The sequence below is a fragment of the Tardiphaga sp. GW822-FHT04G09 genome, assembly GCF_058800725.1.
Genome location: NZ_JBXAMO010000011.1, coordinates 107,576 through 125,547, shown reverse-complemented (window position 1 = coordinate 125,547; position 17,972 = coordinate 107,576). Strand labels below are relative to the sequence as shown.

14 protein-coding genes and 1 pseudogene are annotated in these 17,972 nt (G+C 61.7%); 9 read left to right on the top strand and 6 right to left on the bottom strand.

What is annotated here, in order from left to right; genetic code table 11:
- Positions 1-4: 4 nt before the first annotated feature.
- From AC1RLZ_RS19410 to AC1RLZ_RS19390, 5 genes are all read right to left on the bottom strand, one after another.
- Positions 5-3,160, bottom strand: coding sequence for an efflux RND transporter permease subunit (locus AC1RLZ_RS19410; RefSeq protein ID WP_493189947.1), 3,156 nt, complete (start codon positions 3,158-3,160; stop codon positions 5-7).
- A gap of 8 nt (positions 3,161-3,168) precedes the next feature.
- Positions 3,169-4,332: an efflux RND transporter periplasmic adaptor subunit gene (locus tag AC1RLZ_RS19405; protein WP_493189946.1), complete on the bottom strand. Its 1,164-nt coding sequence runs from the start codon at positions 4,330-4,332 to the stop codon at positions 3,169-3,171.
- Between the two features lie 132 nt (positions 4,333-4,464).
- A complete protein-coding gene (locus tag AC1RLZ_RS19400; RefSeq protein WP_493189945.1) occupies positions 4,465-4,806 on the bottom strand; it encodes a ferrichrome ABC transporter substrate-binding protein in 342 nt (113 codons plus the stop codon).
- 27 nt (positions 4,807-4,833) lie between these two features.
- Positions 4,834-5,796: a cation diffusion facilitator family transporter gene (locus AC1RLZ_RS19395; RefSeq protein ID WP_493189944.1), complete on the bottom strand. Its 963-nt coding sequence runs from the start codon at positions 5,794-5,796 to the stop codon at positions 4,834-4,836.
- Positions 5,797-5,943: 147 nt separating this feature from the next.
- A complete protein-coding gene (locus tag AC1RLZ_RS19390; protein ID WP_493189943.1) occupies positions 5,944-6,792 on the bottom strand; it encodes a sulfite exporter TauE/SafE family protein in 849 nt (282 codons plus the stop codon).
- 246 nt (positions 6,793-7,038) lie between these two features.
- Here AC1RLZ_RS19390 and sdhC point away from each other — a divergent pair, with 246 nt between their 5' ends.
- The 9 genes and pseudogenes from sdhC to AC1RLZ_RS19345 all read left to right on the top strand — a co-directional run bounded on the left by sdhC (position 7,039) and on the right by AC1RLZ_RS19345 (position 17,558).
- The gene (gene sdhC, locus AC1RLZ_RS19385; RefSeq protein WP_493189942.1) at positions 7,039-7,437 is read left to right on the top strand and encodes a succinate dehydrogenase, cytochrome b556 subunit; all 399 of its coding nucleotides are present in this window, start codon (positions 7,039-7,041) and stop codon (positions 7,435-7,437) included.
- Positions 7,434-7,835, top strand: coding sequence for a succinate dehydrogenase, hydrophobic membrane anchor protein (gene sdhD, locus AC1RLZ_RS19380; protein ID WP_371423581.1), 402 nt, complete (start codon positions 7,434-7,436; stop codon positions 7,833-7,835). Before sdhC ends, sdhD begins: the two co-directional genes overlap by 4 nt.
- A gap of 3 nt (positions 7,836-7,838) precedes the next feature.
- A complete protein-coding gene (sdhA, locus tag AC1RLZ_RS19375; RefSeq protein ID WP_493189941.1) occupies positions 7,839-9,677 on the top strand; it encodes a succinate dehydrogenase flavoprotein subunit in 1,839 nt (612 codons plus the stop codon).
- A gap of 24 nt (positions 9,678-9,701) precedes the next feature.
- Complete coding sequence (locus AC1RLZ_RS19370; protein ID WP_068737894.1) at positions 9,702-10,484, top strand: succinate dehydrogenase iron-sulfur subunit; 783 nt, start codon at positions 9,702-9,704, stop codon at positions 10,482-10,484.
- 203 nt (positions 10,485-10,687) lie between these two features.
- Positions 10,688-11,704 carry an ABC transporter substrate-binding protein gene (locus tag AC1RLZ_RS19365; RefSeq protein ID WP_493189940.1) on the top strand — a complete coding sequence of 339 codons (1,017 nt, stop codon included), beginning with the start codon at positions 10,688-10,690 and terminating at the stop codon, positions 11,702-11,704.
- Between the two features lie 30 nt (positions 11,705-11,734).
- Complete coding sequence (locus AC1RLZ_RS19360; protein ID WP_371423584.1) at positions 11,735-12,523, top strand: ABC transporter ATP-binding protein; 789 nt, start codon at positions 11,735-11,737, stop codon at positions 12,521-12,523.
- On the top strand, positions 12,520-13,293 hold the full coding sequence (locus AC1RLZ_RS19355) for an ABC transporter permease (RefSeq protein WP_493189939.1): 774 nt from the start codon (positions 12,520-12,522) through the stop codon (positions 13,291-13,293). Before AC1RLZ_RS19360 ends, AC1RLZ_RS19355 begins: the two co-directional genes overlap by 4 nt.
- A gap of 92 nt (positions 13,294-13,385) precedes the next feature.
- Positions 13,386-15,515, top strand: coding sequence for an ATP-binding protein (locus AC1RLZ_RS19350; RefSeq protein ID WP_493189938.1), 2,130 nt, complete (start codon positions 13,386-13,388; stop codon positions 15,513-15,515).
- A 50-nt stretch (positions 15,516-15,565) separates the two neighbouring features.
- Positions 15,566-17,558: pseudogene (locus AC1RLZ_RS19345) on the top strand (ABC transporter ATP-binding protein/permease).
- 10 nt (positions 17,559-17,568) lie between these two features.
- Here the strand turns inward: AC1RLZ_RS19345 and AC1RLZ_RS19340 are convergent.
- Positions 17,569-17,955 (bottom strand): MAPEG family protein, encoded by a 387-nt coding sequence (locus AC1RLZ_RS19340; RefSeq protein WP_493189937.1) that lies wholly within the window; start codon positions 17,953-17,955, stop codon positions 17,569-17,571.
- Positions 17,956-17,972: the final 17 nt, after the last annotated feature.

Genomic DNA, 17,972 nt, shown 5'->3' with positions numbered 1-17,972 from the left:
GATGCTAAAACTTCCGTTCCACGTCTCTCCCCAACAAGGCATACAGCGCCGGCAACACCAGCAGCGTGAGCAATGTCGCCGTGATCAGTCCACCGATCACCACGGTGGCAATCGGTCGTTGCACCTCGGCGCCGGTACCTGTCGCCAGCGCCATCGGTACGAAGCCGAGTGATGCCACCAGCGCAGTCATTGCTACCGGCCGTAGCCGCGTCAGCGCGCCTTCCGAAATCGCCTGCAATTTGTCACGGCCTTCCGCTATCAGCTGCTTGATATAGGTCAGCATCACCAGTCCGTTCAGTACAGCAATTCCCGACAAAGCGATGAACCCCACGGCCGCCGATACTGAAAACGGCATGCCGCGCAGCCACAGCGCCAGCACGCCACCGGTCAATGCCAGCGGGACGGCGCTGAACACGAGCAGGGCGTCGCGCGCGGATCCCAGGGCGCTCATCAGCAGCAGGAAGATCAGGACGAAACAGGCGGGAACCACGAGGCTCAGTCGCTCGCGCGCGGCCGCGAGATTCTCGAACTGCCCACCCCATGTCATCCAGTATCCGGCAGGCAGCTTTACCTGCGCATCGATCGCGGCGCGCGCGTCGCTTGCCACTGAGGCGATGTCCCGATCCCTGACATTGGCCGTGACGACCATGCGCCGTTTGCCGTCTTCGCGGCTGATCTGGTTAGGCCCCTCGCTGAAGTTGAACCTGGCGATCTGTCCGAGTGGAATGGTCGGCGCCAGGATCGCGGTGGATGGCAGTGAGACCGGCAGGTTCTTCAGCGCGTCGACATCGCTTCGAACCTCGTCCGGCAGCCGCACCACGATCTCGAAGCGGCGGTCGCCCTCGAAGACGAGCCCGGCATCGCGGCCCCCGATGGCTGTACCGATCACCTCCTGCACGGCCGACAGGCTGAGCCCGCGCCGTGCGATTTCAGCCTTGTCGACCGCAATATCAAGCACCGAGAGGCCGCTGGCCTGCTCGACCTTGACGTCCACGGCGCCTTTGGTGGTGCGCAGGATCGCCGCTACCTGATTGGCAGACTGCAGCAGCGGCTCGAATTCATCGCCGAAGATCTTGATGGCGAGATCGCCGCGGACGCCTGCGATCAATTCGTTGAAGCGCATCTGGATCGGCTGGGTGAATTCATACTGGTTGCCGGGCAGTTGTTCGACAGCGGCCTCGATCTGCCTGAGCAGTGCTTCCTTCGTCAGTTTCGGATCGGGCCACTGCGCCTGCGGTTTGAGGATGATGAAGGTGTCGGACGCATTTGGTGGCATCGGGTCCGAGGCCATCTCTGCCGTACCGGTCTTGGAAAAGACCAGGGCAACCTGCGGCAGCGCCATGATGGTACGTTCGACATCCAGCTGCATCGCCTGCGATTGCGGCAGACCGGTCGAAGGAATACGCAGCGCATGCATTGCAAGGTTCTTCTCGTCGAGTGTCGGCGTGAATTCCTGCCCGAGCCGGGTGAAGATCAGCAGGGCGACCGCAAACAGCACGATGGCGCCGGCAATCGCGGCCAGCGGACGACGAATGGTCCGCGTGAGCGCGGGCGCATAGATCCGCTTCAGCCAGCGCACGGCAGCATTGTCGCCCTCGCTGACGCGGCCGCTGACGAGAATGGCGATCATCGCCGGCACGAAGGTCAGCGACAGCACGAAGGCCGATGCGAGTGCCAGTAGCACGGTCAATGCCATCGGCTGGAACATCTTGCCTTCGACGCCGCTGAAGGTCAGCAGCGGCACATAGACCAGCATGATGATGGCCTGGCCATAGACGCTGGGCTTGATCATCTCCTCGGCGGATTGCTGCACGGTTTGCAGTCGCTCGTTCAACGTGAGCGCGCGTCCGGCGGCATGTTGACGTTCGGCGAGATGGCGCAGGGCATTCTCGGCGATGATGACCGCGCCATCGACGATCAGTCCGAAATCCAGCGCGCCGAGACTCATCAGATTGGCGCTGATTTGCCCCCGCAGCATGCCGGTGGCGGTCATCAGCATGGCGACCGGAATTACCAGCGCAGCAATCAGCGCGGCGCGGAAGTTGTCGAGCAGCAGGAACAGCACCGCGATCACCAGCAGGGCCCCTTCGCCAAGATTGGTCGCCACGGTCCTCAACGTGGCGTCGACCAGCGTGGTACGATCCAGCACGGTGGTGATGACAATGCCTGCTGGCAGTGTGCGGCGAACCTGATCGAGCTTCGCATCCACGGCCTTGGCGACCGTGCGGCTGTTGCTGCCAACCAGCATCAGTGCGGTCCCGATCACTGCTTCATGGCCGTTCACGCTCGCGCTACCTGTGCGAATCTCGCCGCCAATGGCGACGTCGGCGATATCACTGATACGAACAGGCGTGGCTGCGCGGGTGCTGACCACGACATTGCGGATATCGTCGATGGTTTCCAGCCGCCCGCCGGATCGCACCGCGATGCCTTCGCCATTGCGCTCGATGACGCTGGCGCCGCGGCTCACATTGTTGGCCTCGATGGCGCGGGTGATGTCGCCGAACGACAGGCCGAAGCCGACGAGTTTCATCGCATCGGGCCGGATCTGGAATTGCTTGGCATAGCCGCCGATGGAATCGACACCGGCAACGCCCGGTACGCCGCGGATCTGCGGTTTGACGATCCAGTCCTGCACCGTGCGCAGATATGCTGCGCGCGCGACGCCGGTGGTCAGGCGCTCGCCCTCCGGCGTGACATAGACGCCGTTGTCCGACGGCGCGAAGTCGATGGACCACATATAGATTTCGCCAAGGCCGGTGGAGATAGCCCCCATCTTCGGATCGGCTCCCGGCGGCAGGCTGGAGCGTAGTTCGATGAGGCGCTCATTGACCTGCTGACGCGCGAAATAGATGTCGGTGGCTTCGCTGAAAATGGCGGTCACCTGCGAGAAGCCGTTGCGAGACAGCGAGCGCGTGCTCTCCAATCCCGCGATGCCGGCCAGCGCCGTCTCGATCGGGAAGGTGACCTGCTTTTCGATCTCGGCCGGCGACAATGCTGGCGCGACCGTATTCACCTGCACCTGCTTGTTGGTGATGTCCGGCACCGCATCGATAGGTAGCCCGACGAGCGACCACGCGCCGATCAGCATGACAACAAGTGTGAGCAGCACGACCGTCCAGCGACGCTGGATCGACAGCGCGAGAATGCGACTGATCATCTCCGCCCCTAGTGCTGGTGCTCGACCGCGGCCTTGCCGAGATCAGCCTTCAGAACGAATGTATTGGCGATGGCGATGCGCTCACCTGGCTTGAGACCGGCGGTGACTTCCGCCACGTGGCTGTCCTGCCGGCCCAGCGTGACCTTGCGGGCTTCGAAGCCGTCAGCGGTGCGCACGAAAACCACATCGTTGCGCTCAAGCGTCTGCAAGGCCGACTTGGGCACGACGACGGTGGCGGCCGCTTGATCGACAGGGATCTCCGCCGTGATGAATGCGCCCGGCCGCCATCGGCGTTCGATATTGTCGACCACCGCGACGACGCGCGCATTACGCGTATCCTTGTCGAGCAGCGGGCTGATGAACATGATCGTCGCCGGGGATGGTGCGGAATGACCCGAGGCAATGGTCATGCGCTGGCCCTCGCGGATGTCGCTGAGGTCGTTCGGTCCAATGGCGAGTTCGGCCCAGACCGTTGTGAGATCGACGATCACGAACAGTTCGCTCTCCTGTCCCTCGCGACCGACCAGTGCGCCCAGCTCGACGCGGCGTTCGGCCACCCGGCCAGAGATGGGGGCGCGCACTTCCTGTCGGCGCAGCGTTTCCACCGGCTGCTGCGGCAAGGTCTCGATCTGCTCGCTGTTGAGACTCAAGGCGAACAGCTTTTGTCGTGCGACCTCCAGCTTGACGCGGGAATCCTCAAAGGTCGTCCGCGCGCGCAGGAAGTCATTTTCGCTCATGACCTTGCCGTCCCACAGGGTCTGGGCGCGGTTGAACAGCGTTCGCTGCAAGTCGGACACCAGGCGAGCGGCGAGATACTCGCTCTTGGCGTCGGCGACCTCGCGGCTTTCGATGACTGCGACCACTTCACCGGCCGTGACGGCATCGCCGATCTGCTTCCGCAACTCGGTGACCGTGCCGAGCAGCCGCACGGCGACACGGGCGATGTGATTACCGCTGGGCACGATCGAGCCCGGCGCTGCGATGCGCCGGCCGAGCGAGCCGCCATGCACGCCCGCGACGGCAAACTTGCCGGCCTCGACCTGCTGCGCGCTGAGCTTCACCACGGCCTCGTCGTGCTTCTCAATTGTCGCGGCAGGCTTGTCCTCATGTGCGACAGCGAATGATGTAGCGCCGAGCAAGAGCCCGGCTGCCAGCAATCCAGTTCTGATCATTGTCATAAATCCCGCACCGAGCGCCGTCGCGCCCGTGCTCACCAACCAAATGTGCATGCAGTGTTGCTGCCGCGTCGTCTCGTGCACGTGACGACGGACAGCATGAGCGGCTTCAGCGAGCCGTGTGGATGCTCAGATGCGGGGTGGTTTGAACAGCGGAAGACCGTCGCTCGCCGCGGGGATCGGATCGCCGGCGATGACGAGTGTCTGCGGGTTGATATCGGCGGGTGAATTCACCGCAGCCGAAACTTGAGCGGTGATATGCGAAAGGCAGTGACCGCTATGACTGGGCAATTGCTGATCGGGGACATCGGGCGTGTCACCGCTGTCGTGGCTGATGCTTACGTCGTGCGTGCCGGCAAAGGCCATACCACAACCGGCGCAATGGATCATCGACAGCATCAGACCGAGGGTCAGCATGACAACAAACGGCATGCGTCGCAGACGGCCCCAGAGCCCTGCGTCATCAGCCATGATGGTATCTGCCTTGATCATCAAGCCCTAGATAACATGGTTCGGCGCCAGCGCACATGTCGAATTCGGATCGCATTCGATCTGAATTGTCGCATGTTCGATGCCGAAATCGCGTTGGAGCCTTTGCGCGATGTCCATCAGATACGCATCGCCGGGATGGCCCGCGGGCATTACCATGTGGCAGGTCAGGGCGACTTCGGTGGTGCTCATCGGCCAGATATGCAGATCATGCACCTGCGTCACGCCTGAACATTGTTCGAGGTAGTCGCGCACGGCGACGGGATCGATGCCCCGCGGCACGGCGGCCAGCGACATTGCGGTCGAGTCGCGCAGCAGGCTCCATGTTCCCCAGACGATCAGCACGCAGATCACGAGGCTGGTAACGGCGTCGATCCACAGCCAGCCGGTGAACATGATCACGATAGCGGCGATCACGACGCCGATCGAAACCGCAGCATCAGCGATCATATGCAGATAGGCGCCGCGAATGTTGAGATCGCTGTTGCGACCGGAGGCGAACAGCCAGGCGGTGATGCCGTTAATGGCGATGCCGATGGTGGCAACCACGATCACGGTGATCTCGGTGACCGGCTCCGGATTGAACAGCCGCAGCACGGCTTCCCAGGCGATGGCGCCAACGGCGACCAGGAGAAACACCGCATTGAAGAGCGCCGCCAGGATCGACGAGCCGCGCAGGCCGTAAGTGAAGCGGGGCGTCGGAGCGCGCTTTGACAGCACTGCCGCCGTCCACGCCGCGATCAGCCCGAGCACATCCGACAGATTGTGCCCAGCATCGGCAACCAGCGCCATCGAACCGCTGGCATAGCCATAGATGGCTTCGATGACGACGAAGACGGTATTGAGACTGATGCCGATGGCGAAGGCCATGCCGAAACTCGCGGGCGCGTGGACATGTCCGCCGGGGCCGTGCGCATGGCCGGTGTGGTCGTCATGATCATGCGCGTGATCGTGCTGATGTGCGTGAGCCATGCGTCATCCATAGCAAGCCTGCATGTGGATACTATTACGGATAGTATTACGCCGGCCCTGTAACCCCGATAAGCGAAGCGATATCCCGGCGGGCGCTTCAACCGGCGCGACATTCCCGCATTTCGCTGCGCTCATGCGGGCTACAGCTCATATGAGAGCAATGACAAAACGACTGCCGACGAGGAATAGATAAATTCCAAACGCCATTTCCAGCGCACGTTTTGACATCGCATGCGCCGCCTTCACGCCGAGCGGTGCGACCAGCAGGCTGGTGGGCATCACCAGCAGCGCACCGATCAGCGACACATAGCCAATAGCAAAGGGGATCTGCAGCGCTGCGACCTCGGGGAAGCGCGTGGCGGCCGGCCAGCCGGCATAGATGTAGCCGATGGCGCCGGGGATCGAGATCAGCACTGCGAGTGCAGAAGACGTCGCCACCGCCTGATGGATTGGGCGACCGTAAAAGGTCATCAGCAGGTTCGAGAACAATCCGCCGCCGATGCCCATCAGCGTGGAGAGCAGACCGACGAAGAAGCCGTAGATCTTCATCAGTGGGCCATCGGGCAGGTCGTCACCGAGCTTCCAGCCGTCACGCGCGAGCAGCAGCCGTGCCGCAGCGGACCAGGCGACGACAACGAATACGATCTTGAACAGCCGTTCCGGGGCATAGCGGGCAGTCACGCTGCCGATGACGACCCCGATCAGGATCGGCCACCACCACTTCCGCAGGATCTCCATATCCACGGCGCCGCGGGCCATATGGGCCCGGAAGGAACGGATTGAGGTCGGGATGATAATGGCCAGCGAGGTGCCGATGCACAGCGGCATCCGCACGTCCAAAGGTACGCCGGCGATGCGGAAACACTCGTAAAATACGGGCACCAGGATGGCCCCGCCGCCAATCCCGAATACGCCGGCCAGGAACCCGGCCAGTGCGCCGACGGCAATAAGAAGTGCCGCCAGCTCGACAATCTCGGTCACATTGAGCCCGGCCATTCCCGCCCCGATTACCATTTGCTATCGCATCATGCAGTTCTCATGAATCGCGCTTCACCAAGGCTGTCAGCAACAAGCCCTGCAACTGTCAATACCCACAAATGCAAGGCTCATTTGAAACTCTGAACGGGTGTTCGGAGTATGTCATTTCGCGATTGCACTGGTTGTTTTGAGTTCGTAAATAGAATTGCTCTACGCGATCCCCAATCGGGCACCGTCTGCCCATTAACCTGTCAAAGTTGCTAAATGACCGCCAGGATCGAACGTCCCCTTTCGCCGCATCTGCAAATCTATCGCTGGACCCTGACGATGGCGCTGTCCATCGTGCATCGCGCTACCGGCGTCGCCTTGTATTTCGGCACTCTGCTTCTTGTCTGGTGGCTGATCGCCGCTGCTTCCGGCCCTGCGGCCTATGCTCATGTGCAGGCCTTCACCGGCAGCATCATCGGCCGCCTGATTGCTTTCGGTTATACGTGGGCGCTGATCCATCATGCCATGAGCGGCGTCCGCCATCTGGTGTGGGATCTCGGCTACGGCTTCAAGCCCAGCGAACGTGAATGGCTTACCTGGGCTGCATTGATCGGCGGTATCGGCATTACCATTCTGCTCTGGATCATTGCCTATGCGATCGGAGGCGGACGATGAGCGGTTCCAATTCCCCGAAGTCGGTGCGCACGCCGCTCGGCCGCGTCCGCGGTCTTGGTTCTTCGCATTCCGGCACCTCGGACTTCTGGCGTCAGCGCCTGACCGCCGTGGCCATGCTGCTGCTGCTGATCCCGGTGATCTTCATCGTGATGTCGCTGCTCGGCCGCAATCAGGCCGGCGCTGCCCAGATTCTCGGTTCGCCGATCGTGGCTATTGTCATGCTGCTCTTCATCGTTGCCAGCGTCTGGCACATGAAGATAGGCATGCAGGTCGTGATCGAGGACTATGTCCATGACGAGAAGATCAAGCTGATCTCGATCATCGGCAACAACTTCTTCTCTGCCGCCGTGGCGCTGGCATCGATCTACGCCATCCTTAAACTTTCATCCGGAGTGTAGCGCATGGCCGTGAACGGCACTGGCGCGAACGGCGTTGGCGGCCCCGCCACCAACGGCCACGCCTATCCCATCGAAGATCACACCTATGACGTCGTTGTCGTTGGCGCCGGCGGCGCCGGCCTGCGTGCAACGGTTGGCTGCGGCGAAGCCGGTTTGCGGACCGCCTGCATCACCAAGGTGTTCCCGACCCGCTCGCACACGGTTGCAGCACAGGGCGGCATCTCCGCCTCGCTAGGCAATATGCACGAGGATAACTGGCGCTGGCACATGTACGACACCGTCAAGGGGTCGGACTGGCTCGGCGATCAGGACTCGATCGAATATATGGTGCGCAACGCGCCCGACGCTGTTTACGAGCTCGAACATTGGGGCGTGCCGTTCTCGCGCACCGAAGACGGCAAGATCTACCAGCGCCCGTTCGGTGGCATGACCATGGATTACGGCAAGGGCCAGGCCCAGCGCACCTGCGCCGCTGCCGACCGTACCGGTCACGCCATGCTGCACACGATGTACGGCCAGGCGCTGCGCCACTCGGCCGAGTTCTTCATCGAATATTTCGCCATCGATCTGATCATGGACGATCAGAATGTCTGCCGCGGCGTCATCGCGCTCAAGCTCGACGACGGCACGCTGCATCGCTTCAAGGCGCAGACCGTCATTCTCGCCACCGGCGGCTATGGCCGCGCCTATGCATCCTGCACCTCGGCGCATACCTGCACCGGTGACGGCGGCGCCATGGCGCTGCGTGCCGGCCTGCCACTGCAGGACATGGAATTCGTTCAGTTCCACCCGACCGGCATCTACGGTTCGGGCTGTCTCGTCACCGAAGGTGCGCGCGGCGAAGGCGGTTATCTCGTCAATTCCGAAGGCGAGCGCTTCATGGAGCGCTATGCACCATCGGCCAAGGATCTCGCCTCGCGCGACGTCGTTTCGCGCGCGATGACCATCGAAATCCGCGAAGGCCGCGGCGTCGGCAAGAAGAAGGATCACATCTTCCTTCATCTCGACCATCTCGATCCGAAGGTGCTGGCCGAACGTCTGCCGGGCATCTCCGACTCGGCGCGTATTTTCGCCGGCGTCGATGTCACCAAGGAGCCGATCCCGATCGTTCCGACGGTGCACTACAATATGGGTGGCATCCCCACCAACTATCACGGTGAAGTCGTCACCAAGAAGGACGGTGACGACAATGCAGTGGTGCAGGGCCTGATGGCCGTGGGCGAAGCCGCCTGCGTCTCGGTGCACGGCGCCAACCGTCTCGGGTCCAACTCGCTGATCGATCTCGTGGTGTTCGGCCGTGCGGCTGCACTGCGCTGTGCCGAGAAGCTGACGCCGAATGCCAAGCAGCCCGACCTGCCGAAGGACTCGGCCGATCGTGCGCTCGGCCGTCTCGATCACTATCGCTATTCGAAGGGCGGCACGCCGACCGCGAAGATGCGCGAGAACATGCAGCACGTGATGCAGACCAACTGCGCCGTGTTCCGTACCGGCGAAGTGCTCAACGAAGGCAAGACCCTGATCCACAACGTCTATAGCGGCATCGGCGATATCGCCGTGTCCGACCGGTCGCTGGTGTGGAATTCGGATCTCATCGAAACCCTCGAATACGACAACCTGATCGTTCAGGCCATCGTCACCATGGACTCGGCGGCGAACCGCACCGAGAGCCGCGGCGCGCATGCGCGTGAGGATTTCGCGGATCGTGACGACAAGAACTGGATGAAGCACACGCTGGCGTGGATCGATCAGGGTGGCAAGACCACCATCGATTATCGCCCGGTGCACGACTACACGATGACCAACGACGTTCAGTACATCGTGCCCAAAGCGCGCGTGTACTAATGATGACAGCGAAGGCTTGAGAAAATGGCTGAGTTCGCACTTCCGAAGAATTCCAAGATCACCGGCGGCAAGGAATGGCCGAAGCCGGCGGGCGCCACACAGACGCGCGAATTCCGCGTCTATCGCTGGAATCCGGATGACGGCAAGAACCCGTCGGTCGACACCTATCACATCGACACCAACGACTGCGGTCCGATGGTTCTCGATGGTCTGATCTGGATCAAGAACAACATCGATCCGACGCTGACCTTCCGCCGCTCCTGCCGCGAAGGCGTCTGCGGCTCCTGCGCCATGAACATCGATGGTCAGAACACCTTGGCCTGCACCCGTGCGATGGACGAAGTCGACGACGGTGCCATCAAGGTCAATCCGCTGCCCCATCAGCCGGTCGTGAAGGACCTGGTGCCGGATCTCACCAACTTCTACGCCCAGTATGCGTCGATCGAGCCTTGGCTGAAGACCACCACGCCGACCCCGCAGAAGGAATGGAAGCAGAGCCACTCCGACCGCGAGAAGCTCGACGGTCTCTACGAGTGCATCCTGTGCGCCTGCTGCTCGACCTCGTGCCCGAGCTACTGGTGGAACAGCGATCGCTTCCTCGGTCCGGCTGCGCTTCTTCAGGCCACCCGCTGGGTCAAGGACTCCCGCGACGAAGCCACCGGCGAACGCCTCGACAATCTCGAAGATCCGTTCCGGCTCTATCGCTGCCACACCATCATGAACTGCGCCAAGGCATGCCCGAAGGGTCTCAATCCCTCTGAAGCTATCGCCGAGCTGAAGATGAAGATGGTCGAACGTCAGGTCTGACGTTCCTCTGATTCGGATCTGCCGATCAGAACACCGGCCTGCGCAAGCAGGCCGGTGTTTTTTTGCCCATGATTTAATCAGACTGCCTCCTCGAATCCCGATCCTTCGGAGCTGCGGCGCTATTTCTCGTTGAAAAGGGGGCTCGCCAAGGTTGGCATGGGCTGTGCTAGCCTGTGCCTGATAATTGATCAGGGGGATTTTCCATGTTTCGTCAGCTGGGTTTGAGCGTGGTGGCGGCTGCAGCATTGCTGGCGTCTGCGCTGTCCGCGAGCGCCGACACCGATGTCAAATTCGCGCTCGACTGGAAATTCGAAGGTCCGTCCGCGCCCTATTTCGTTGCGCTCGACAAGGGCTACTACAAGGCCGAAGGCCTCAACGTGACCATCGACTCCGGTCCGGGCTCGGTAGCCGGCATCGCGCGGGTTGCGGCGGGGACCTATCCGATCGGCTTCTTCGACATCAATTCGCTGGCGCGCTTCCGCGACCAGAATCCGGACAAGGACGTCAAGGGCGTCCTCATGGTCTATGACAGGCCACCATTCTCCATCGTCAGCATTGCGAAGTCGGGCATCAATGGCCCGAAGGACCTCGAAGGCAAGATCCTCGGCGCGCCGGCGCCGGATGGCGCCTATGCGCAGTGGAAGGCGTTCGTCAAAGAGAACAAGATCGACGACAGTAAGGTAAAGATCGAGAACGTTGGCTTCCCGGTGCGTGAGCCCATGCTCGCCGATGGCAAAGTCGATGCGATCACCGGTTTCTCGTTCTCGTCCTACTTCAACCTGATGTCCAAGGGTATTGCCGAGAAGGACATCAAGGTGATGCTGATGTCCGACTACGGCATCGTGCTCTATGGCAACGCCATCATGGTGAATCCGGAATTCGCCAAGGCCAATCCGAAGGTTGTCGCGGGCTTCGTGCGCGCAACCGTCAAAGGCATCATCGACACCATCAAGGACCCCGATACGGCCATCAAATCGGTGATGAAGCGCAATGAGACCGCTGATGAGAAAATCGAACTCGCCCGTCTCAAGATGTCGCTGAAGGACAACTTCGTGACTCCGTGGGTGAAGGCCAATGGCGTCGGCGGCATCGATGAGAAGCGCATGACGGATGCCATCGAGCAGATTGCCGTGACCTATGAGTTCAAGAATCCGAAACCGAAGGCGGGGGATCTGTTCACGTCGGAATATCTGCCCCCGGCCGACGCACGCAAGTTCTAAGCGCCACGACAGAAAGTCAGGTCGCCGCGCATGGAAGCGTTCGTAGATATCGACGGCGTCACGCTCAAATACCGTGGCGCCTCGGGTGATATCGTCGCGCTTCAGGATGCGACGCTCAAAGTCCAGCGCGGCGAATTCGCCGCGGTGGTCGGTCCCTCCGGCTGCGGCAAGTCCACCCTGATGCGGCTCGTCACCGGCCTGCACAAGCCGACGGCCGGCACCATCGCCATCGACGGCAAGGAAGTGAAAGGTCCGGTCAAGATGGCCGGCATGGCGTTCCAGAACGCTAATATGCTCCCGTGGCGCAAGGTGATCGACAACGTCCTGCTGCCGCTGGAAATCGTCGAGCCGCATCGCTCGCAGTTCCGTTCGAAGAAGGCCGAGTTTCGCGCCAAGGCCGAGCAGCTGCTGGCCACGGTCGGTCTCGCCGGCTTCGGCGATCGCTATCCCTGGGAATTGTCCGGAGGCATGCAGCAACGCGTGTCGCTATGTCGTTCGCTGATTCACGAGCCGGCGCTTCTCATGCTCGATGAACCTTTCGCCGCCCTCGACGCGTTCACGCGGGAGGAACTGTGGTGCGTGCTGCGCGATCTCTGGCAGCGGCTCGGCTTCACCGTGATTCTGGTGACGCACGATCTGCGCGAGGCGGCGTTCCTCGCCGATAATATCTACGTCATGAGCGCGCGCCCCGGTCACATCGTCCAGATCAAACCGGTGGATTTCCCGCGTCCGCGCGATCTGCAAGTTACCTACGAGAAGGAGTTCGGCGACATCGTGATGGAGCTGCGCATGAAGATCGCACAGGTGCGCCAGTCATGAACCCGCGCACCCTCGAAAAGCTCTCGCCCTGGCTCTTCACCATTGCCATCTTCCTGGTTTGGGAGCTGTCCTGCATCGTCTTCAAGGTCAACACGTCGGTGCTGCAGCCGCCATCGGCCGCCTTTGCGGCGATGTTCAAACTCTGGCGCGTGTTTCTCTATCATTCCTGGGTCACGCTCTGGGTGACCATGGTCGGATTTGCCCTGGCCGTGGGCTTCGGCATCATTCTCGGCCTCGTGGTGGGCTGGTCGCGGGCGATCTATCGCGGGCTCTATCCGGTGATGATCGGCTTCAACACGATCCCGAAGGTCGCCATTGTGCCGCTGCTGATCCTGTGGTTCGGCATCGGCGAAGTGCCGGCGATCGTCACGGCCTTCCTGATCTCGTTCTTCCCCATCGTGGTCAATATCGCCACCGGTCTGGCGACCACCGAGCCGGAACTCGAGGACGTGTTGCGGGCGCTCGGTGCGGGCAAACTGGACATCATGCTCAAGGTCGGCATTCCGCGTGCACTGCCATATTTCTTCGGCTCGCTGAAGATCGCCATCACGCTGGCTTTCGTCGGCACCGTGGTGTCGGAGACGCTCGGCGCCAATGCGGGGCTCGGCTACCTGATCGCGCTGGAGGGGGCCAGCTTCCGCATGGCGAATGTCTATGCCGCCTTGCTGCTGCTCGCCTTCGAAGGCGTGCTCATGTATGCGGTGTTCGCGGGGATCGAGCAGCATTTCACCAAATGGGCGTTCCGGTCACAGATGAGTGCAGCCGGCTAGGGCTGCAGAACCCGGCCCGGGACGGGTTCCTGCCCGCCGTGGTTGGTGAGACACCGCCCTTGCGCTAGACTGCAAGGAGTCGGGCAGGCGCTGTGAAGACAGAACACCAGAATTCACTGAGAACGCTGCAATGGATGATGGCTGCATCGCTGGCCCTTCCGCTTGCACTGTTTCTGTTTGCGGCGGCGACGTCGTGGGTGTCGACGCGCGAGATCGCCGACCGCGAGATCGAGCGCGCCCTCGATGTGGCGCATGAACACGCGTTGAAAGTGTTCGAGACCATCGATCGCAGCCTGTCGGAAATGAACGAGATCGTGCGTGGCAGATCAGATGATGAGCTGCGTGCACAATCGGATCAGATGGCCGGACGGCTGAAACAGCTAACAGACGCGCTGCCACACTTGAAATCGGTCTGGGTGTTCGACAACAAGGGCCGCGCACTGATCAACAGCCTGAACCTCGCGCTGCCCGATCTCGATTTCTCGGACCGCGACTACTACAGTGCGCATATCGTCGGCGATGCCGGCACTTTCATCGGTCGATCATTGCTGCCACGGCCGCCTTACCAGGGCGCGCCGTTCTTTGGCGTCAGCCGCAGGCGGGTCTCCGCGGATGGCAGTTTCACCGGCGTGGTGCAGGCCTCGGTTTTTCCGGAATATTTCGATCGCTTCTACGCCCGCATAGGTCGCGACGCCGGCAGCTTCTTTGCGCTCGGTCTCACCGACGGCTCTATCCTGGCGCGCTATCCGCAGCTCGATCGTGCCGCGCGTCTCGACCCGAAAGGTCCAGTAGGGCTTGCGCTTGCGGCCCATCCGGCAGGTGATTTGATCACCATCGTCTCGCCCGGTGACAATGTCGAGCGCCGTATCGGCTATCAACGGCTCGCTGGCTATCCGATCTATGTCGCGGCAGGTCTTGAAACCTCAGCGATCCGTGCGCGCTGGCTGCGCACGATCAGCTATCACCTGGTCTTCGGTGTTCCTGCGACAGCATTGCTGTTCCTGTTGCTGGTATTCGCGATCCGTCGCACCCGCCGGCTCAATTTCGAAGCGATGAAGCGGCGTGAGGCTGAAGAAGCGCTGAAACATGGCCAGCGGTTGGAAGCGCTCGGGCAGTTGACCGGCGGCGTCGCGCATGACTTCAACAATCTGCTGACCGTAATCCGCTCATCGGTCGATCTGTTGCGGCGTCCGGATCTGTCGCAAGAACGGCGTGCTCGTTATGTTGCAGCGATCTCCGAGACAGTGAACCGTGCGGCGAAATTGACCGCGCAATTGCTGGCTTTTGCGCGGCGCCAGACGCTGAAGCCTGAAGTGTTCGATGTCGGCCAATGCGTGCATTCGGTAAGTGAGATTATCGGCACGCTGACGGGCGCGCCGATCGAGATTGTGACCCACGTGCCCGATGAGGCGTTGTTCGTAGATGCCGATATCGGTCAGTTCGAAACCGCGTTGATCAACATCGCGGTTAACGCGCGCGATGCCATGGCGGGCGAGGGGCGGCTGACGATCGCTGTCAGCGCGGCAGAGCAAATCCCTGTTGCGCTCGCCCTGAGGTCTGACGGCTATGTGGCGATCTCGGTATCCGACACCGGAAGCGGCATTCCCGCCGATCAGTTCGAGCGCATCTTCGAGCCATTCTATACCACCAAGGAAGTCGGGCAGGGCACAGGTCTCGGGCTGTCGCAGGTGTTTGGCTTCGCCAAACAATCCGGTGGAGAGGTTGTGGTCGCCAGCGAAATTGGCAAGGGCAGCACTTTCACGCTCTATCTGCCGCGCGTCTCTGGCGGCCGTATCGCGCCGGCGCAGTCAGCGAGCGAAGCTCCGCTCGTCGATGGCCATGGCATGTCGGTGCTGCTGGTGGAAGACAATCGCGACGTGGGCACTTTTGCGACCGATGCGCTGAGCGAGCTTGGCTACACCACGGTGCTGCGGCGGAACGCCCAGGAAGCGCTCGCCGAACTCGCCCGTCGTGCCACGCACTATGACGTCGTGTTCTCCGATGTCGTGATGCCGGGAATGACCGGCATCGAACTGGCGCAGGAGGTTCGAAAACTCTATCCGGACCTGCCGGTGGTGCTGACCTCCGGCTACAGTCATGTGCTGGCGCAGAACGGCACGTTCGGATTCGAACTGCTGCAGAAGCCTTATTCGATCGAGCAATTGTCGCGGGTGCTCACCAAGGCCGGCATCTGGCGGAAGGCCCGGCGCGAGGCCGTCTAGACCCCCGGGAACCCGAAGGAACCTTCTGATTTTCCTGGCGTTATCGCGTCATGAACAAACCTTCCGTTAACGATTCCAAGCCCGTCCCCAATCCCAACTCCGCCTCTGGCGCATCTGGCGTGAAGGGGCCGATTGTCGGGGTCGTTGACGAGGCCGGTGAGCATATAGAGCCGCCGCCGCCTGAAGTCGTCGAGCCGGATCAGGACCTGACGCCGGAAGAGGCCGAGCAGGCGCGCAAGGATTATCTGCTGACGCGGTTCTGGATCAGCGCGCGCGGCTTCTGGGGTAGGTCGGGCGACAAACTTGCCTGGGCGTTTTCGATCGGGCTCGTGTTGCTGATCGTCGTCAATGTGGCGTTTCAATACGGCATCAATGTCTGGAATCGCGCGATCTTCGATGCCATCGAGAAACGCGATGCGGCCAGCGTTTTTCACCTCACCGGCGTGTTCTTTCCGCTGGCTATCGGCAGCGTGCTGCTCGGCGTCGTCCAGGTCTTTGCGCGGATGGGCATCCAGCGGCGCTGGCGGGCGTGGCTGACCAGTTCCGTCGTATCTCGCTGGTTGACGAACGGGCGCTACTATCAACTCAACCTCGTCGGCGGGGACCATCAGAATCCGGAATATCGCATTGCCGAGGATTTGCGCATCGCCACCGATTCGCCGGTGGATTTCGTGTCCGGCGTCATCTCTGCATTTCTGTCGGCGAGCACATTCATCGTGGTATTGTGGACGATCGGCGGTGCGCTGACGCTCTCGATGGGTGGAAGTACCGTCACCATTCCCGGCTTCCTCGTTATTGCAGCGATCGTCTATGCCGCCATCGCATCGGGCTCGATCACGGTGATCGGCCGCCGCTTCGTTGGGATCTCCGAAGACAAGAATCAGGCCGAGGCCGAGTATCGATATGCGCTGACGCGTGTGCGCGAAAATGGTGAAAGCATCGCGTTGCTTGGCGGCGAAGAAGAAGAGCGCGATGGCATCGACAAGACCTTCGGCAATGTTCTCAAGCAATGGTCACGTCTGGCAGGGCAATATATGCGCACCACGCTGGTGTCGCAGGGGTCGAGCCTGATCGCGCCGGTCGTTCCGCTGTTGCTGTGCGCACCCAAATTCCTCGATGGCAGTATGTCGCTCGGTCAGGTGATGCAGGCAGCATCCGCCTTTACCATCGTGCAGAGCGCTTTCGGCTGGCTGGTCGACAATTATCCGCGCCTTGCCGACTGGAATGCCTGCGCACGCCGCATCGCCTCGCTGATGATGTCGCTGGACGGCCTCGAACGCGCCGAGCTCGGTGACGGTATCGGCCGCATCCAGCGCGGCGAGACCAATGACGAGACGATGCTAAGCCTGCATGATCTGTCCGTAACGCTCGATGACGGAACTGCAGTGGTCGGCGATGCCGAAGTGAAGATCGAGGCCGGCGAGCGTGTGCTGGTGGCCGGCGAATCCGGCACAGGCAAGAGCACGCTGGTGCGCGCGATTGCGGGCCTGTGGCCATGGGGCGGTGGCAGCGTCGATTTCCATCCAGACCGGCGGCTGTTCATGCTGCCGCAAAAGCCCTATGTGCCGTCAGGCACCCTGCGCCGCGCAGCCGCCTATCCGGCCGCGGCGGAGGACTGGACTGTCGAGCAGATCGGCGAGGCCCTCGACAAGGCTGGGCTCGGTCATCTCAAGGAGAAGATCGAGGAAGACGCGCCATGGGACCAGACACTGTCCGGCGGCGAGAAGCAGCGTCTCGCTTTCGCGCGGCTGTTTCTGCACCGCCCTGATATCATCGTGCTGGACGAAGCGACCTCGGCGCTGGACGCGAAGAGCCAGGACAAGATGATGGAGCTGCTCACCAAGGAGCTACCCAACGCCACGGTGGTATCTGTCGCGCACCGGGTCGAGCTTGAAGCCTTCCACAGCCGCAAGATCGTTCTGGAGCGCCGCAAGGGGGGGTGCCAAGCTGGTCAGCGATATCGATCTCATCCCGCGCAACGGCAAGCGTCGCCTGCTCGGCCGTTTTCTACGCCATCGCAAGTCGGTCAAGAGCGCGGCGTGATCTCTTGGAGCTAGAAGAAGTTGATCTTCAGCGCCGGGGACAGGAATATCGCGATATTCGCGAAAAGCCCGCCCGCATAGGCGGCAGAGCGCAGCGATGATTTATCCGCGATGTACAGCAGCGCATGCGCAATCCGAAACGCGAGATAGAGCGCGGCCAGCGCGCTTACAGTCGTCGCCGACGCGCCGAAGTTCAGCGCTGCAATGACCGAGACGGCGTAGAACGGGAAGCTCTCGAAGGCATTCTGATGTGCGGCATAGGCGCGGCGTTTGGCGCCTGAAAGGTTCTCTGCGCTATCGCGTGGGGCGCTGTTGTCGCGCGACCCCGCTTTGGCATAGGCAATAATGATCAGGGGCAGCAGTGCAGCAATCAGAATGCTCCAATAGGCGAACGGCATCGAAATCCCCCAGATAA

What these genes read in the sequence shown, in the direction of transcription:
- AC1RLZ_RS19410 (WP_493189947.1), bottom strand. Translation starts at nt 3,160, where the DNA reads ATGATCAGTCGCATTCTCGCGCTGTCGATCCAGCGTCGCTGGACGGTC.
- AC1RLZ_RS19405 (WP_493189946.1), bottom strand. Translation starts at nt 4,332, where the DNA reads ATGATCAGAACTGGATTGCTGGCAGCCGGGCTCTTGCTCGGCGCTACA.
- AC1RLZ_RS19400 (WP_493189945.1), bottom strand. Translation starts at nt 4,806, where the DNA reads ATGGCTGATGACGCAGGGCTCTGGGGCCGTCTGCGACGCATGCCGTTT.
- AC1RLZ_RS19395 (WP_493189944.1), bottom strand. Translation starts at nt 5,796, where the DNA reads ATGGCTCACGCACATCAGCACGATCACGCGCATGATCATGACGACCAC.
- AC1RLZ_RS19390 (WP_493189943.1), bottom strand. Translation starts at nt 6,792, where the DNA reads ATGGCCGGGCTCAATGTGACCGAGATTGTCGAGCTGGCGGCACTTCTT.
- sdhC (WP_493189942.1), top strand. Translation starts at nt 7,039, where the DNA reads ATGACCGCCAGGATCGAACGTCCCCTTTCGCCGCATCTGCAAATCTAT.
- sdhD (WP_371423581.1), top strand. Translation starts at nt 7,434, where the DNA reads ATGAGCGGTTCCAATTCCCCGAAGTCGGTGCGCACGCCGCTCGGCCGC.
- sdhA (WP_493189941.1), top strand. Translation starts at nt 7,839, where the DNA reads ATGGCCGTGAACGGCACTGGCGCGAACGGCGTTGGCGGCCCCGCCACC.
- AC1RLZ_RS19370 (WP_068737894.1), top strand. Translation starts at nt 9,702, where the DNA reads ATGGCTGAGTTCGCACTTCCGAAGAATTCCAAGATCACCGGCGGCAAG.
- AC1RLZ_RS19365 (WP_493189940.1), top strand. Translation starts at nt 10,688, where the DNA reads ATGTTTCGTCAGCTGGGTTTGAGCGTGGTGGCGGCTGCAGCATTGCTG.
- AC1RLZ_RS19360 (WP_371423584.1), top strand. Translation starts at nt 11,735, where the DNA reads ATGGAAGCGTTCGTAGATATCGACGGCGTCACGCTCAAATACCGTGGC.
- AC1RLZ_RS19355 (WP_493189939.1), top strand. Translation starts at nt 12,520, where the DNA reads ATGAACCCGCGCACCCTCGAAAAGCTCTCGCCCTGGCTCTTCACCATT.
- AC1RLZ_RS19340 (WP_493189937.1), bottom strand. Translation starts at nt 17,955, where the DNA reads ATGCCGTTCGCCTATTGGAGCATTCTGATTGCTGCACTGCTGCCCCTG.